Here is a 14,123-nt window from a genome sequence, read left to right as displayed (position 1 = left end):
ATCATCTTACAAAAAAATGTTATATTGCAGGCAAATATCCTCCTATGAAAATACCCGTATGCCTGCTGATATTGGGAAGCATCCTGTTTGCCAGCTGTTCATCGCAGAAAACAGGATGCCCTGCCTCCAACTACTACACGAAAGAAATAAAGCAACAAAACCGTAAGGCAGGCAAACAAATGCGCCTGTTTTAAACCTATCCTATGCGCAAAGTTATCCCACTGGCCCTGATGGCCATCATCATAGGCTTTACTGCCTGCAGAACACAGAAAAAAGGCTGTCCGCAACCCAAACGGAACTGGGGAGCAGAAAAAGTGCTGGACGAATTGGGTAAACCCGGAAAAGGCTGATCAGTACTGTTCTTCCTCAATGGTTTCCAGGATGGTAGCATAGCTCACATACCTGTCTACATCAATATGCCCTTCCTCTACGGCTACTTTCACCGCACAGCCGGGCTCATTGATATGCAAACAGTTATTAAACTGGCATTGGGCAATATAAGGCTGCATTTCAAGGAAATAGTGGGAGAGTTCCGGCTTGGGAATATCCACGATCCCAAATTCCCTGACGCCGGGGGTATCTATCAAACAACCGCCAAAAGGCAGGTCGTACATTTCAGCAGAAGTGGTAGTGTGTAATCCCTTACCACTCCAGCCGCTCACCGCTTTGGTACGCAGGTCGAGGCCAGGCATCAGCACATTGATCAGGGAAGATTTACCCACACCGGAATGGCCGGCCATTAAAGTGGTTTTATCTTTCAGCAGCGCCCTCACGGTATCTACACCGTTGCCGTTCGCCGCAGAAATCAGTAATACCTGGTAGCCGATGCTGCTGTACAGTTCTTCCAGTTCTTCAAACTTTTCGTTTTCCTTCTCTTTATAAATATCCTGCTTGTTGAAAACCAGTATCACCGGGATGTGATAGGCTGCCGCAGTAACCAGGAAACGGTCGATAAAGCCCTGCGAGGTCCGGGGTTCCTTTACGGTGCACACCAGCATCGCCTGGTCCATATTAGCCGCTACAATGTGTTTTTTGTTTTTACCGTGGGGAGAACTGCGCACGATATAATTCTTCCGGGAGCCTATTTCGGTTATCATGGCATTTTTGGCGTTGGCATCGCTATCGTCTTCCACAATTTCCACTACATCGCCTACAGCGATAGGATTGGTAGAAGTAATATCTTCATTCTTTTTGAAAATACCTTTCATCCTCGCCTGAAATGTTTCACCAGTGGCCGTTTTAACCACATACCAGCTTCCCGTTGATTTATATACTGTTGCTTGCAATACGTTTGGATATTTATAAGATCACCAAAGGTACGCGAATTTTGTTTTACGGAGGCTGTATGCGGAGGGGAAGGCTTTCCCCTCCGTTTATTTATGGCAGGCTCTTGAAAAGAGTATACCGCAGCACTGTTTCCAGCAGGATGCAGCCTAACGCAATCATCGCCAGCAGGAAGAAATGTTCTGCAAAACGTTTATAGGAAGTAATTTCCACCTTTGTTTTTTCCAGCTGGTCAATTTCACCGTAGATGTTCTTCAGATCGTCTGTATTGGTTGCCCGGAAATATTTACCACCGGTTTCTTTTGAGATCTTTTTCATCAGTGGTTCGTCGATCTGCACATCCTGCATCACCATCTGCACGCTGCCATCAGACATCGGCATAGGAAACGGCGCTTTACCGATGGTACCCACGCCAATGGTGTATACACGGATCTTGAATGCCTTGGCTATTTCCAGCGCGGTGAGCGGATCTACCAGGCCGGTATTATTCACTCCATCTGTAAGGAGGATGATCACTTTACTTTTAGCATGACTGTTACGCAACCTGTCTACTGAAGTAGCGAGCCCCATTCCAATGGCCGTACCATCCTGCAACATGCCGCTTTTCACCTGCATGATCTGGTTTTTCAGCACGGCATGATCAGTGGTGATCGGGCATTGCGTAAAGCTTTCGCCGGAAAATACCACCAGCCCGATACGGTCGCTGATGCGTTTATCCACAAAGTCGGAGGCCACTCTCTTTGCTGCTTCCATACGGTTGGGCTGCAGGTCTTCCGCCAGCATACTGCCGGAAATATCAATGGCCATTACAATGTCGATCCCTTCGCTGTCGATGCTTTCAGAGGTATTGGAAGTTTGTGGTCTTGCCAGTGCTACAATCAGTGCAATCACTGCCAGGATACGCAGCACCAGTAACAAAGGTCTGAAACGTACCTTCCAGGATACCGGCAGTCCTTTCAAACCTTCAATGGAAGATACCATCATTACACTTTGCCGGCCCCTGCGCCGGGCAAAGTACCAGTATATCAACACCGGTACCAGCAGCAAAAGCCACAGGAAAACCGGGTAGGCAAATTCAATATTTTTCCAGGTTGAAAAATTCATCAATTTTTTAATTAAGATCCATGCTGACTTTATGCTTTCTCCAGAGTGGCATCAGTACCGGTTTCTTCTGCCGCACCAGTTTTCGGTTTGGTCCACTCCAGGATTTCTTCGGCCTTCTGCATACATTCCTGGTGTTCATCTGCCGTTGGCTGCAATTTGGCAAACTTTGCCAGATCCGCAATCGCCAACAGGGAACGCAGTTTGTCTCTTTGCTGGTTCAGCTTAGTCACCGGTTTAATATTCTGCAGTAATTCCTCGCTGGTTTGCTCCAGTGCAGCAATGCTGAACTGGTGCTCAAAGTAGGTACGCAGGATATCTGTTAACCGGGTATAGTATTGTTTAATATCTCCCTGTTGCCATACCTTCTCTTCCTTCAGCGCTTTCAGCTCCTGGATGGCAATTTCGTACGGGGAAACGGTTGGTGTTTTTATAACCGGTTCCGTTTTTTTACGGGTACGCAGATACCATATCAGGCCGCCGATGATGAGCACAGCAGCAGCGCCTATTACAATATACAGCCAATAGTCCCAGATACTCCAGGCTACGCCTTTTATTTCCTTAATAGGTTTGAATGCTTTCGTAGTATCAACCGCCACGGTGTTTACATCTATGCCGATGGGCAGTGTAACGGCTGAATCGGGAGTAGCGTTGGCGCCGCTGAAAACTTCAAAACGCATGGGAGGAATTTCCCAATGGCCGGAGTCGAAACTGGTGAGAGTAAAAGTCTGATGAAGGATATGCTGATCCTGGTTTACCAGTGTATCAAGATTGGAGCGGGTTACCACTTCAAAATGGTCCAGTGAATCGGGTAATACCGGGAAGAGCACTTTAAAGTTAGCGTCCTTAAACTGTTGCGCTGTCAGCGTAGCGGTAAGCTGCAGTTTTATCTGCTCACCTATCCTGATACTGTTGGTATCTGCTTTGGCGGTTACATCCACTCCCTGCTGTGCCAGCAGGGAGAAAGGAAATAACAACCCCAGTATGCAACATAAAAATATACGCCTTATAACTTCTTGTTTATACATGTTTAATTTGCTCTCCTTTAAATCTTATGCCCTGTTCAGGAAAAATGTTTGCAGTGCTTTCACATAGTCCTCGTCGGTACGTACGCTCACTAATTCTGCGCCACTTTTCATAAAGGCATTTTTGCAATATTGTGAATGTTGCAGGAATTGCTGCTCATAATACTGGCGCACGCGGCGGTCGTTGGTATCCACCCATTGTGTAGCGCCGGTTTCAGCGTCTGCCACCTGGATCAGTCCTACCGGGGGCAGGTCTTTATCCCGCTGATCGTATACCTGTACGCCTACTACATCATGCCGTTTGGCGGCGATGTTCAATGCATCCTGGTAATTTCCGGATAAGAAATCGCTCAGCATAAAAACGATGCTGCGTTTTTTTGTAGCGTTGTTAAAGAAACGCAGGGTTTCTTTAATATTGGTTCCTTTTCGTTTAGGCGTAAACGATAGTAGTTCACGGATGATGAAAAGAATATGCGATTTACCTTTTTTTGGCGGAATATATTTCTCCATCCCATCGCTGAAAAAGATAACGCCCACCTTATCATTATTTTTGATGGCAGAAAAAGCGAGTACAGCGCACAGTTCCGTGATCAGGTCACGTTTATCCTGCTTTTTGGTACCGAAGGAAGAGCTTTCGCTCATATCCACCAGCAGCATTACGGTAAGTTCTCTTTCTTCTTCAAAAACCTTTACGAAAGGATGGTTGAACCGTGCTGTTACATTCCAGTCGATAGACCTCACATCATCACCAAAATGATAATCCCTTACTTCGCTGAATGACATACCGCGGCCTTTGAAGGCGCTATGGTACTCTCCCGCAAATATGTGGTTGGTAAGCCCTTTCGTCTTAATCTCTATCTGCCTTACCTTTTTTAATATTTCAGCCGTATCCAATGGGAAAAATTTTGAGTTACGAATTACGAATAAATGCCCGGTCCGGCAGCTTTTCAGCTGCTATGGTACTTCTACTGCGTTCAGGATTTCACTCAGGATATTTTCGCTGGTAACATTTTCCGCTTCTGCTTCATAGGTTAATCCTACACGGTGACGCATAACGTCGAAGCATATATTGCGTACATCTTCCGGAATCACATAGCCGCGGCGCTTCATGAAAGCGTAGGCTTTGGCTGCCCAGGCCAGGTTGATGCTGGCTCTTGGCGAACCACCATATGCAATAAGCGGTTTCAGTTTATTGAGTTTGTATTCTTCCGGGTTACGGGTTGCAAAAACAATATCGAGAATATATTTTTCGATCTTCTCATCCATATACACTTCCCTTACCAGTTTACGCGCTTCGAGGATATCGGAGGGATGGATAATGGGACGGATAGGAGCGGAGAGTTCCGGGTTCAGATTTTGACGGATGATCTGTTTTTCTTCTTCTTTGGTAGGATAACCAATCACCACTTTCAGCATGAAACGGTCTACCTGTGCTTCGGGCAGGGTGTAGGTACCTTCCTGCTCAATCGGGTTCTGGGTGGCCAGTACCAGGAAGGGCTCGTCCAGTTTGAAAGTAGTATCGCCGATGGTGATTTGTCTTTCCTGCATGGCTTCCAGCAAGGCGCTCTGTACTTTTGCCGGGGCGCGGTTGATCTCATCCGCCAGGATAAAATTGGCGAAGATGGGACCTCTGCGTACTACAAACTCGTTCTTCTGCTGGTTATAGATCATGGTACCTATCACATCCGCAGGCAACAGGTCAGGCGTAAACTGGATACGGCTGAATTTTGCGTTGATAGCGGACGACAGGGACTTGATAGACAATGTTTTTGCCAGACCGGGTACGCCTTCCAGCAGTACGTGGCCCTGGGCCAGCAAACCGATGAGCAGTCTCTCCACCATATAACGCTGGCCAACAATTACTTTACCTAACTCCATTGTGAGCAGGTCCACGAAGGCGCTTGCCTGGTGAATCTTCTCATTCAGTTGCCGGATGTCGGACGATGTATTTTCCATGCTAATAATTTTTCAGGTGTGCTAAAATAAACATTCTCTGGTCAAATAAAACTTATCACTATGTGAATGGGCCGTTAAAATGCTGTTAAACTTGCCACTATGGCTCATTTCCGGCTAATAATCATTCAATGGCGCTGCCTAAATTAATAAAGCCCGGCATATTTATATAATATTTTTCCCTATAACGTACCTTTGCGGGGAATAAGCCGTTGGCAAAACGTCAACAATTTAAAAGCAACAGTAATATGGAAGATTTTGAGAAGCGCTGGAAACCGGTAGAAGATATGCTTACCGAAAGGTTTGGTAAAAAGCCCAATATGGAAGCTATTCTGTTCCTCATCGGCGTAAATGAAATAAATAATTTAAAGAAGAAATATACCAAAGAACAGAAACAGGACCTGATGCACGTGGCCGTATGCACGCTGCTGAGCCAGAGCGGCTACTTTGAGCTGGATGGCTATGATAAAGACGGATGGCCGCATTTCAAGGAGTTACAACCCGTTCCAAAAATGGAAATGATGGAACAGGAAACCTTTCTGAAAGAACACGTAATTGCTTACTTTGCCGGTCACGAAGAAGCCTAATACACCTTTATGAAGAAACTGCTACTCCTTTGTACCCTCTTTTTGCTGATTGTTGGCCCGGGCATTGCCAAAGACCGGAAAGTAAAAGTAACGACCCCTTATGGCACTATGATCATCCGGTTATATGATCAAACCCCGAAACACCGGGATAATTTCATAAAGCTGGCCAGGCAACACTTTTACGACAGCACGTTGTTTCACCGTGTTATCCTGAACTTTATGATCCAGGGCGGCGATCCGGATTCCAAACACGCCCATCCCGGCGATACGCTGGGCAACGGCGATGTGGGCTATACTATTCCACCGGAGTTCCAACTGGACTTATTCCATCGCAAAGGCGCACTGGGAGCGGCCCGGGAAGACCGCCCCGACAAAGCCTCTTCCGGCTGCCAGTTCTACATTGTGCAGGGTAAAGTGTTTACCGATGAGCAACTGGATAAACTGGAGCAAACAAGACTTAAAGGCCGCAAAATACCAACGGATCAGCGGCAGGTATACAAAACAGCAGGCGGCAGCCCGCATCTCGATCAGAACTATACCGTGTTTGGCCAGGTGATTAAAGGCATGGACGTGATCGATAAAATCGCCGCACTTAAAACCGACAGTCACGACAGACCACTGCAGGACATGCCCATGAAGATCCGTGTCATGAAGAAATGGTTGATCTTCTAAATAAAAAAAATACCATGTCCGGGGAAAGTCAAAATTTAGGATAGCTTCCCGTCAAAATCATAATAGTTTCTGTATTTTTACGGCTCAAAATCAAACTTGATATGAATTTTCCGTCAAATCTGCGTTACACAAAGGATCACGAATGGATTTTATTAGAAGGTAACGTAGCTACCATCGGTATAACTGAATTTGCACAACGCGAATTAGGCGATATAGTTTTCGTTGATATCAATTCATTGAACAAGCCAGTAAACGCCGAAGAAGTATTTGGTACAGTAGAAGCAGTAAAAACAGTATCTGATCTGTTTATGCCGGTTGCAGGCACCGTTAGTGAAGTGAATCCCGCACTGGATGGCTCTCCGGAGCTGGTAAACCAGGATCCTTATGGTGAAGGCTGGATGGTGAAAGTAACCGTTAACAACCCCGCTGATGTAGAAGGTCTGCTGGATGCTGCTGCTTACCAGGCGCTGGTAGGTGAATAATTCCGACCAAAATAATCTTTTATATAAGAAAGGACAACAGGCTACGTTATTGAACGGTCAGCCTGTTGTCCTTTTTACTAGCAGTAAAGTAACCCGTTAATTAAAAAAAGGATCATGAAACTCCTGAGATATTACATGCCAGCTATTCTATGGATCATCCTGATCCTTGTTTTGTGTACCCTGCCCGGGAAAGATATTCCCTCCAACTCATTTTTTGACAGAATCCATTTTGATAAGTTTGTTCACTTCGGCCTGTTTGGAGGCATTGTTTTATTTCTGAGCCTCGGTATCTACCGGCAAAAAAAATACATCTCTGCGGGCACCCTCGCATTGCTGGTGGTATGTGCAGCCGGTTATGGTCTTGCAATAGAGTTTATCCAGGAATACTGGGCCATTGGCCGCAGCTTTGATATGTATGATGTGGTGGCCGATACCCTGGGCGCTATCGCCGGCGTATGGGTATTTAAAATTGTCAGATCCCTGTTCTTCAACAACCTGGATAAATAAAAAATCCCCCCTGTAACCAGGGGGGAATGTATATCTGCTTATGAGAAATAAGTGTTCTTAATATTTTTATTACTGTTGACCAGCTTCTTTCTTCGCGTCATTTTTCATTTTATCATTTGCGAAGATAGAGAACTCACAACGACGATTGGTAGCGCGGTTAGCGTCTGAATCATTTGGCACTTTAGGTTGTGATTCACCATACCAGAATCCCTGGATACGGCTCTTGGCAATACCCTGTGCTTCCAGATAAGCCATTACACTCTTGGTTCTTCTTTCAGATAAACCCATGTTGTACTCATCTGTACCCTTGTCGTCGGTATGGCCTTCCACACGTACATAAGTGTCAGGATACTTGTTCAGGATAACAGCCAGTTGCTTGATATTGTCCTGTGCTACGGCAGACAGGTTAGACTTATCAAAACCAAATAACACACCTGCATCAAATGTTACGTTGATACCTTCACCCACACGTTCTACAGTCGCATTTGGTACTTCTGTTTTTATTTCCTGTGCCTGTTTATCCATTTTTTTACCGATCAAAGCACCACCGGCACCACCTAATGCAGCACCAATAATAGCTCCTAATGCGGTATTACCGGCTACTTTACCAATTACAGCGCCAGCGGCAGCTCCGCCACCAACACCAATTGCAGCACCTTTTTTAGTATTGTCCATGCTCTGCCAGGTTTTACAACTGAACAACATGGTTGCAGACAAGACCAAAGCTACCAGAACATTGATTTTTTTCATCATAATAAATTTAGACATGAAGGTTTTTTAGCATTAATTCCGTTGACAAAACTAATTGAAAAACTTGTACGCAAATAGTTTGCCAACTTGATTTAGCGTGCACAACATATTGATCAGTAGAAATAAACAGGCAATAAAAAAACTGCAGGCATAAATCACATAACAATAATTGGGCATACAAAGGTAACGCATACGACTATACAACAATCGAAGTGGCGAAAAAGATTAGCCAAGCAGATTTTTTAATAATCCGCCGATACCGCCGCCGTCGCCAGCCTGTTGTTGCTGTTGTTGCTGCTGGGCTCCGTTTGATAACAGGCTCTTTAAATCATCCAGGTTAACCTGCCCGTCGCCGTTTTTATCGAGGCCGCCGGAAAGGCCGCCCAGTATGCCGTTCAGGTTAAGTCCCTGTGCGGAGCCACCGGTAAGCGAGTTCAGGATACCATCCAGGCTGAAACTGCTATTGTTAGGATCTTTTGTTTTATTTGCCAGGGAGCCTAATACCGTTGGGATCAGGGTAGCCGCCAGCTGTGTGGCCGTACCTTTATCCAGGTTAAATTTCTCCAGGAGTGTGCCGATAAAGTTGTTGGAGATATTTCCTACCACAGGATTAGCAGCAGAGGTATCACTACCGGCGCCACCCAGCAAAGACAACACACCTTCCGTGTTACCACTGGCCAGTTCCTGCTGCAAACCTGTTGCGATAGAAGAAGTGGCAGCGCCTATTACGGCTTCATTCTGTTCGTTAGGAATAGCAGGGTTGTTTACCACAGTACCCTGGGCATTTTCGCGGACAAGGTCCATTAATTGCTCTAACATTTGATGATGATTTAGGGGGAAGAAAAGGTTTTCCTTTAGTGCTACGGCTTGTGACCGCTGACTAAATGTAGGATATTTTGTGTGATTACGAAATTAACCTGTAGAAAATTTGTGGAAAGATAACAGCAAGGGGATAGCCGTCACTTTCCACAAATTTAAAACCGGTAATTATTAACTGCCCTGTTTCAGTTTCTCCGCGTTTTCTGCAAACTGGAGGGCGTCTATCATATCTTTAATATCTCCATTCATAAAAGCGTCCATATTATATACGGTCATACCAATACGGTGGTCCGTTACACGCCCCTGCGGATAGTTGTAGGTACGTATTTTAGCGGACCGGTCGCCGGTAGATACAAGGCTTTTACGCTGGGAGGCAATGGCATCTTCATGCTTGCGCACCGCTGCTTCGTATATGCGGGTACGTAGCATCTTCATTGCAATTTCACGGTTAGAGTGCTGACTGCGTCCTTCCTGGCACTCCACTACCACACCGGTAGGGATATGCGTTAACCTCACGGCCGATTCAGTTTTATTTACGTGCTGACCACCCGCACCAGAGGAACGGAAGGTATCCATTTTAATATCAGCCTCTCTTACATCCACATCCACTTCTTCCGCTTCCGGCAACACCGCTACGGTAGCCGCCGAAGTATGCACACGTCCGGAAGCCTCTGTAGCCGGTACACGCTGTACCCGGTGTACGCCCGATTCAAATTTCAGGGTACCATATACATCATCACCGTTTACTTCCATCACTATTTCCTTATAACCACCCGCAGATCCCGCATTTTCACTCAGCAAACTGGTGGTCCAGCCCTTGAGCTCACAAAAACGGAGATACATACGGAACAGGTCTCCCGCAAAAAGACTCGCCTCATCGCCACCGGTACCGGCACGTATTTCAAGGATGGCATTCTTTTCATCCTGTGGATCTTTTGGTATCAGCAGGTTGCGGATCTCTGCTTCCAGGGCTGTTTTCTGCTCCTGCAATTCTTCCGTTTCGGCTTTGGCCAGTTCACGCATTTCATCGTCGCCACTGTCCAGCACTTCTTTGTTAAATGCAATATTATCCAGCAATTTACGGTAGGCATCATATGCCTTCACGATCTTTTCCAACTGCCGGTATTCCTTGCTGAGCTGACCAAACTTCTTGTTATCACTAACAACCGCCGGGTTGGTAAGCGCCATCGATACCTGCTCGAAACGACCTTTTATAGCTTCCAGTTTGTCTATCATAATTATATTTGACTTTTGAGTACCCTTTCCAACCGGAAATGATACTGCCAATCGGGTTGCAAAATTAACACCATTAACTTAATTAAACAGCAGGTAATTGAAACAGATCAAATTAAAGGGAAAAGATATATTTAACGGTACGCATCTGCTGGGGCCCGGAAAAGTATTGATACTTGCTGAAGATGGCGTAGTGACGGGCATTGTAGCCGAATCTGACGCCGGCGGCGATGTCAGGGAACTGGATGGAATACTATGCCCGGGGTTTGTAAATACCCATTGCCACCTGGAATTATCCCACATGAAAGGGGTAATTCCGGAAAAAACCGGCCTGCCGGCATTCCTTACCCAGGTGATGCAATCCAGGAACCAGGCTACCGGCAACTATGACGCTGTTATAGACAAGGCCGAACAGGAAATGTGGGAAAGCGGCATCTCCGCGGTAGGTGATATCTGCAATAGCACCGCCACGCTCGTAAAGAAACAGCAGGGCAGAATGTATTACCACACCTTTGTGGAATGTATGGGCGTAGCGCCCGCAGGCGCTAATAGCCGCTACCAGTATAGTATGGACGTACTGGCATCGTTCCGGGAAATCAATGGCTCCCACCACAGCTGTTCCATTGTGCCGCATGCTCCGTATTCGGTTAGCAACGCCCTGTTCGGGCTACTGGCCGGTACACCGCACAACGCACCGGTATCTATCCACAACCAGGAAACACCGGCTGAAAATGAATTGTATCAGCAAAAAACAGGGGAGTTCCTTTCTTTTTACCAGCACTTCGGCATGGATATCAGTGGCTTCCAACCTACCGGTACCAACAGCCTGGAAGCTTATCTGCCTTATTTCTCCCGGAATAAAATCCTGCTGGTACATAACACTTTTACCTCCGAAGCCGATATCCGTTTTGCACAACAACAACCCGTGGAAACCTGGTGGTGCCTTTGCCCGCAGGCGAACCTCTACATCGAAAACCGCTTACCGGATATTCAACAATTCCGGCAGCAACAATGCAATATCACGCTGGGTACCGACAGCCTCGCTTCCAATCACCACCTGTCTATCTGGGAGGAAATAAAAACCATCCGTCAGTATTTTCCGGAGATTCCGTTGGAAGAAATACTGCAATGGGCTACTTTTAACGGCGCAAAGGCCCTGGGCATACAGGACACCTATGGCAGTTTTAACACCGGCAGTAAGCCAGGTGTAATATTGATTAACCAGGAAAGCAGTAGAATTATTTAGCTGTAACTTATGAACGAGTTTTTAAACAAAGTAATTTTAGACAACCCCGTACAGGATTACCTGATATTGATCGGCGTTTTATTGTTTGTATTTATTATCAAACGGTATATTTCAAAAGGACTCGCCACCATCCTGTTCCGGCTGGTAAGACACTGGTCGCCGCAAATTGAAGAAAAAGACTTTATCAGCCTGTTACTGCGGCCCCTGGAATATTTTTTCCTGTTGGTCACCTTCATGCTCACCATCGACCGATTTACCTTTCCGCAGGTTCTTAATGTACATATTTATAACAAGGCAACGCTGCATGATGTTACCAATACCTTACTGAGCCTGGCCCTGAGTATGAGCATTATCTGGATCATGCTGCGGCTGATCGATTTCATCGCCCTGGTACTGGAAAAGAAAGCCGATCTCACAGAAGATAAAACCGATAACCAGTTCATTATTTTCTTCCGCGATTTTTTCAAGGCCATTATATTTATCATGGGCGCCATTGCCTTCATCCGCATCCTTTTCGGACCGGGGCTGGTAGAAAAGATCATTGCCGGTTTGGGAATAGGTGCGGCCGCCCTTGCATTAGCAGCGAAGGAAAGTATAGAAAACCTGATCGGCTCCTTTATTATCTTCTTTGACAAACCATTCCGTGTAGGCGACAACGTTAAGGTGGACTCCTGGCAGGGGACTGTAGAAAAAATTGGTTTACGCAGTACGCGTATCCGTACACTGGAAAAGACTTTCGTTACGGTTCCCAACAAAAAAATGGTGGACAGTATCCTGGATAATCTTTCCCTGCGTACCCAGCAACGGGTGGCTTTAAAGCTGGAACTGGGAACGGATACACCGGCAGACACCCTGCTGTTATTTTTACAGGATGTACGGCAAATGCTGAACAACAATTCTAACGTACTGGAAAATCCTACGGTAAACCTGAATGATTTTACCAAAGATACTTACGTGATCCAGATCATCTTTAACACGTATATTATTGATGGCGCCCAGTATAATGCGTTAAGAGAAACGGTGAATCTTGGTGTAATCAAACTGATGGAGGCGCGTGAACTCAAGCTGCCTACTACCTCTACAACCGTTACGCTAAGCGACCTGCGGGCGGAGTAAAAGATCGCCTTCGGCGATGGAAATTGTCTTGGAGCAGGATTACGCCGATTAACCGTGATTACGCTGATTTGATCAGGTTTGATTTTAAATATTTAGGGGAGATAGAATCGAATATTTTCGTTTCTATCTCCCCTAATCTTTTAAAAAATCTCAAAAGTAAAATCAATGAAATCACGGTTAATCGGCGTAATCCTGCTCCAAGACAATTTCCATCGCCGAAGGCGATTATTCCTTTTCCTTCTTCGTGCTGCTCAGCAGAATGCGGGAAATATCAGCCTCTATTGATTCTTTCGGCGCACCTACGATACGGCCTTCTTCTTTACCATCTTTAAATACGATGATAGTAGGTAATTTCTTTACTTTATAATCTACCGGCGCATCTGTTTGCAGTTTTTTATCTGCAGCAAACATTACAATCTGTTCGTCAGGGCTGCCGCCGGTGATCATTACTTTATATAACGCTGGTACTACCTCGCGGCTGGTATTGTCCCAGGTACCCATTACCACTACCATGTTGAAGTTGGCGCGGTTGGTTTTAATATAGTTCAGCATATTGTCGTTAGGCTGGTAGCTGTTTACACCTTTGTAGAACCACGTTGCGGAGGTGTCATTCATCAGTGTTTTCATATCTATCTTGCCCTTCAGTACTGTTTCGTTCTGTGCCCATGCCAGGGATGAGAATAACAGGCCACCACCCAGTAGTAATGTTTTCAATCGCATAATGTTGTTTTTATAATTGATCTTTCAGTTCCGTTAAGAAACCACGTACCTTTAGCAAAGCCTGTACCATTTCAAAATTACGGGCGGCCAGCTTATGATCTTCTTTCAGTTTTTGCTTGGCGCCTTCTATCGTATATTTTCGTTCCCGCAGTAAATGGTAGATTAATTTAAGGTGGTGAATATCTTCCTGCCGGAAAAGGCGGTCGCCCTTCCGGTTCTTTTTAGGTTGCAGTATATCAAACTCATTTTCCCAATAACGTATCAGCGATGTATTCACCTTAAACATGGCTGCAACCTCACTGATCGAATAATACTGTTTATCCAATACCAATTTATCCAATTCCATAATCAGATCCGGGTCCTCCGATAACTCTTTCAATGATTTACGCCCCCGTTTTTTCCCAGGTATGGTGGTTGCTACGGCAGCTTTCTTGCTGCTGGCCTTTGCTTTTACTTTAACTGGTCTTGTTACCGCAGCTTCTGTGGGATGCGGTACTCCAGATGTCGAAAAAAGGTCTAGCTGGTGCATCGTAGTAAAAAACGAGGTGACAAATATCTTTTACAAAGATGAAGTTAAGCTTTTAGCTTGTAGCTTGTAACATTCAGACCTCATTTTTTGGGTTTAGAC

The 14,123-nt window shown here is 45.7% G+C and carries 18 protein-coding genes; 8 read left to right on the top strand and 10 right to left on the bottom strand.

All coding sequences use genetic code 11. The features are described 5' to 3' along the window. Positions 1-44: 44 nt before the first annotated feature. Positions 45-194, top strand: a complete 150-nt coding sequence (locus tag PV783_RS04795) for a hypothetical protein (protein WP_159454294.1) — start codon at positions 45-47, stop codon at positions 192-194. 9 nt (positions 195-203) lie between these two features. Then, positions 204-350, top strand: a complete 147-nt coding sequence (locus tag PV783_RS04790) for a hypothetical protein (protein ID WP_159454295.1) — start codon at positions 204-206, stop codon at positions 348-350. On the opposite strand, the gene rsgA is transcribed toward PV783_RS04790, so the two are convergent. From rsgA to PV783_RS04765, 5 genes are all read right to left on the bottom strand, one after another. Beyond that, positions 351-1,286 carry a ribosome small subunit-dependent GTPase A gene (gene rsgA / locus PV783_RS04785; RefSeq protein WP_079469856.1) on the bottom strand — a complete coding sequence of 312 codons (936 nt, stop codon included), beginning with the start codon at positions 1,284-1,286 and terminating at the stop codon, positions 351-353. Between the two features lie 91 nt (positions 1,287-1,377). After that, positions 1,378-2,388: a vWA domain-containing protein gene (locus tag PV783_RS04780; RefSeq protein ID WP_420987281.1), complete on the bottom strand. Its 1,011-nt coding sequence runs from the start codon at positions 2,386-2,388 to the stop codon at positions 1,378-1,380. Positions 2,389-2,417: 29 nt separating this feature from the next. Continuing rightward, entirely contained in the window at positions 2,418-3,413 is a 996-nt protein-coding gene (locus PV783_RS04775) for a hypothetical protein (protein WP_420987280.1), read from the bottom strand. Positions 3,414-3,437: 24 nt separating this feature from the next. Further along, positions 3,438-4,304: a DUF58 domain-containing protein gene (locus PV783_RS04770; RefSeq protein WP_079469859.1), complete on the bottom strand. Its 867-nt coding sequence runs from the start codon at positions 4,302-4,304 to the stop codon at positions 3,438-3,440. A gap of 60 nt (positions 4,305-4,364) precedes the next feature. Next, positions 4,365-5,324, bottom strand: a complete 960-nt coding sequence (locus tag PV783_RS04765; protein ID WP_374725569.1) for an AAA family ATPase — start codon at positions 5,322-5,324, stop codon at positions 4,365-4,367. A gap of 287 nt (positions 5,325-5,611) precedes the next feature. On the opposite strand from PV783_RS04765, the gene PV783_RS04760 reads away from it, so the two are divergent. From PV783_RS04760 to PV783_RS04745, 4 genes are all read left to right on the top strand, one after another. Next, a complete protein-coding gene (locus PV783_RS04760; RefSeq protein ID WP_079469861.1) occupies positions 5,612-5,950 on the top strand; it encodes a hypothetical protein in 339 nt (112 codons plus the stop codon). Between the two features lie 9 nt (positions 5,951-5,959). Then, positions 5,960-6,622: a peptidylprolyl isomerase gene (locus PV783_RS04755; RefSeq protein WP_079469862.1), complete on the top strand. Its 663-nt coding sequence runs from the start codon at positions 5,960-5,962 to the stop codon at positions 6,620-6,622. 101 nt (positions 6,623-6,723) lie between these two features. After that, a complete protein-coding gene (gene gcvH / locus PV783_RS04750) occupies positions 6,724-7,104 on the top strand; it encodes a glycine cleavage system protein GcvH (RefSeq protein WP_079469863.1) in 381 nt (126 codons plus the stop codon). Between the two features lie 114 nt (positions 7,105-7,218). Beyond that, a complete protein-coding gene (locus tag PV783_RS04745) occupies positions 7,219-7,611 on the top strand; it encodes a VanZ family protein (RefSeq protein WP_420987279.1) in 393 nt (130 codons plus the stop codon). Between the two features lie 69 nt (positions 7,612-7,680). Here PV783_RS04745 and PV783_RS04740 read toward each other — a convergent pair whose 3' ends face one another. From PV783_RS04740 to prfA, 3 genes are all read right to left on the bottom strand, one after another. Continuing rightward, positions 7,681-8,286, bottom strand: coding sequence for an OmpA family protein (locus tag PV783_RS04740; protein ID WP_227024429.1), 606 nt, complete (start codon positions 8,284-8,286; stop codon positions 7,681-7,683). A gap of 300 nt (positions 8,287-8,586) precedes the next feature. Beyond that, positions 8,587-9,180, bottom strand: a complete 594-nt coding sequence (locus tag PV783_RS04735) for a hypothetical protein (protein ID WP_420987278.1) — start codon at positions 9,178-9,180, stop codon at positions 8,587-8,589. A 171-nt stretch (positions 9,181-9,351) separates the two neighbouring features. After that, positions 9,352-10,416, bottom strand: coding sequence for a peptide chain release factor 1 (gene prfA / locus PV783_RS04730; RefSeq protein ID WP_079469866.1), 1,065 nt, complete (start codon positions 10,414-10,416; stop codon positions 9,352-9,354). A gap of 97 nt (positions 10,417-10,513) precedes the next feature. On the opposite strand from prfA, the gene PV783_RS04725 reads away from it, so the two are divergent. Both PV783_RS04725 and PV783_RS04720 read left to right on the top strand, forming a co-directional pair. Continuing rightward, on the top strand, positions 10,514-11,659 hold the full coding sequence (locus PV783_RS04725) for an amidohydrolase family protein (protein WP_420987277.1): 1,146 nt from the start codon (positions 10,514-10,516) through the stop codon (positions 11,657-11,659). A gap of 9 nt (positions 11,660-11,668) precedes the next feature. Continuing rightward, the gene (locus PV783_RS04720; RefSeq protein WP_079469868.1) at positions 11,669-12,775 is read left to right on the top strand and encodes a mechanosensitive ion channel family protein; all 1,107 of its coding nucleotides are present in this window, start codon (positions 11,669-11,671) and stop codon (positions 12,773-12,775) included. A 225-nt stretch (positions 12,776-13,000) separates the two neighbouring features. Here PV783_RS04720 and PV783_RS04715 read toward each other — a convergent pair whose 3' ends face one another. Next, on the bottom strand, positions 13,001-13,495 hold the full coding sequence (locus PV783_RS04715) for a thioredoxin domain-containing protein (protein WP_079469869.1): 495 nt from the start codon (positions 13,493-13,495) through the stop codon (positions 13,001-13,003). 10 nt (positions 13,496-13,505) lie between these two features. After that, entirely contained in the window at positions 13,506-14,024 is a 519-nt protein-coding gene (locus tag PV783_RS04710; protein WP_235015921.1) for a MerR family transcriptional regulator, read from the bottom strand. Between the last annotated feature and the right edge of the window lie 99 nt (positions 14,025-14,123).

It is taken from the genome of Chitinophaga sp. CC14 (assembly GCF_048957795.1).
In the GTDB taxonomy this organism is placed as follows: domain Bacteria; phylum Bacteroidota; class Bacteroidia; order Chitinophagales; family Chitinophagaceae; genus Chitinophaga; species Chitinophaga ginsengisegetis.
The sequence above is the reverse complement of the archived record's forward strand: the minus strand, read 5'-3'. Positions and strand labels throughout refer to the sequence as shown.

Coding starts and splice junctions, on each gene's coding strand:
- PV783_RS04795 (WP_159454294.1), top strand. CDS start 45: ATGAAAATACCCGTATGCCTGCTGATATTGGGAAGCATCCTGTTTGCC.
- PV783_RS04790 (WP_159454295.1), top strand. CDS start 204: ATGCGCAAAGTTATCCCACTGGCCCTGATGGCCATCATCATAGGCTTT.
- PV783_RS04780 (WP_420987281.1), bottom strand. CDS start 2,388: ATGAATTTTTCAACCTGGAAAAATATTGAATTTGCCTACCCGGTTTTC.
- PV783_RS04775 (WP_420987280.1), bottom strand. CDS start 3,413: ATGTATAAACAAGAAGTTATAAGGCGTATATTTTTATGTTGCATACTG.
- PV783_RS04760 (WP_079469861.1), top strand. CDS start 5,612: ATGGAAGATTTTGAGAAGCGCTGGAAACCGGTAGAAGATATGCTTACC.
- PV783_RS04755 (WP_079469862.1), top strand. CDS start 5,960: ATGAAGAAACTGCTACTCCTTTGTACCCTCTTTTTGCTGATTGTTGGC.
- gcvH (WP_079469863.1), top strand. CDS start 6,724: ATGAATTTTCCGTCAAATCTGCGTTACACAAAGGATCACGAATGGATT.
- PV783_RS04745 (WP_420987279.1), top strand. CDS start 7,219: ATGAAACTCCTGAGATATTACATGCCAGCTATTCTATGGATCATCCTG.
- PV783_RS04740 (WP_227024429.1), bottom strand. CDS start 8,286: ATGGACAATACTAAAAAAGGTGCTGCAATTGGTGTTGGTGGCGGAGCT.
- PV783_RS04735 (WP_420987278.1), bottom strand. CDS start 9,180: ATGTTAGAGCAATTAATGGACCTTGTCCGCGAAAATGCCCAGGGTACT.
- prfA (WP_079469866.1), bottom strand. CDS start 10,416: ATGATAGACAAACTGGAAGCTATAAAAGGTCGTTTCGAGCAGGTATCG.
- PV783_RS04720 (WP_079469868.1), top strand. CDS start 11,669: ATGAACGAGTTTTTAAACAAAGTAATTTTAGACAACCCCGTACAGGAT.
- PV783_RS04715 (WP_079469869.1), bottom strand. CDS start 13,495: ATGCGATTGAAAACATTACTACTGGGTGGTGGCCTGTTATTCTCATCC.
- PV783_RS04710 (WP_235015921.1), bottom strand. CDS start 14,024: ATGCACCAGCTAGACCTTTTTTCGACATCTGGAGTACCGCATCCCACA.